Annotated in this window: 1 protein-coding gene and 1 pseudogene; both read right to left on the reverse strand. The window is 50.4% G+C overall.

The features are described 5' to 3' along the window. Nucleotides 1-248: pseudogene (locus tag FU659_RS34955) on the reverse strand (UDP-N-acetylglucosamine 1-carboxyvinyltransferase); the annotation flags it as partial. A gap of 15 nt (nt 249-263) precedes the next feature. Continuing rightward, nucleotides 264-1,157, reverse strand: an 894-nt coding sequence (murB, locus tag FU659_RS34960; RefSeq protein ID WP_261808255.1) for a UDP-N-acetylmuramate dehydrogenase, incomplete at its 5' end; no start/stop codon positions are given.

The following is a 1,157-nucleotide window of genomic DNA, read 5'->3' on the forward strand; positions in this document are numbered from 1 at the left end:
TAGGAATGAGCTGTGGATGTTGTGATGGATACGGGAATCGTACCTTGCTGTCTCAGGCACGGACAACCTAATGCGCGAAGAATCCGCAGCATGGTGTCGATATCGAGCAGGTTCGGAACATTATGCAGAGTATGAGTGCCGCTAGCCAGCATGCAGGCTGCTAAAATGGGTAATGCGGCGTTTTTAGCGCCGTGTATCTGGATGGCTCCCGTGAGAGGTCTTCCACCTTCGATAACGAGCTTCTCCAAAATTCCACCTCCGATTTACCTCTCACCCAACAACAGAACTTCAGGCACAAGCGAGATTCCGTACTGATTCAGTACAATCTGCTGCACTTCGCCTATGAGAGTGAGAACGTCCTCGGCTGTAGCATCTCCGGTATTAACAATGAAATTGGCGTGCAATGTAGAAATTTCAGCTCCACCGACACGTTTGCCTTTCAGGCCGGCTTCTTCGATGAGCTTAGCTGCGAATCCCCCTTCGGGGTTGCGAAATACACTACCTGCGCAAGCTAATTGAAGTGGTTGTGTACGGAGACGCCGATCTCGGTAAGCCGCCATGGCTCCCGCAATTTCTTTGCGTTCTCCAACCTGTAATTCAAAGACAGCTTCCGTTACAATGCCGGGCAGCGAATGCAGGATCGAATGACGATAAGCATACTGCAACTCCGCTGCCTGCATGGTAACCAATTCCCCTGTGTCCAGGATGACTTCAGCCTGCTTGAGTATGCGTGACACATCAGACCCATGAGCCCCTGCATTCATGTAAACGGCGCCTCCCACAGAGCCTGGAATGCCAGAAGCAAACTCCAGTCCCGTTAAGCCTTCTTTGGCCGCTAGTACGGACAATTTAATGAACGAATAGGAACCGCCTGCGTAGACTGTTGCACCCTCGAAACGAAGGGACTCTAGCGTATTGCCGAGTTTAATAACAATCCCCCGAATTCCTTTATCACTGATGAGTAAGTTCGATCCACGGCCAATAATTGTCCATGGAACGTTTCTTTCATGCAGGATGCGGATGACAGTCGTGATCTGCTCTTTGGTGTGTGGAATAATTAGACAATCAGCCGGACCGCCGATTTTCCATGTCGTGTAGGGGGCAAGTCGCTCATTCGTTCGAATTTCGCCAATATTCGCTGCCAGTAAGTCGGTAAT

Origin of the sequence: Paenibacillus sp. N3.4 (assembly GCF_008017805.1) — a bacterium.
In the GTDB taxonomy this organism is placed as follows: domain Bacteria; phylum Bacillota; class Bacilli; order Paenibacillales; family NBRC-103111; genus Paenibacillus_E.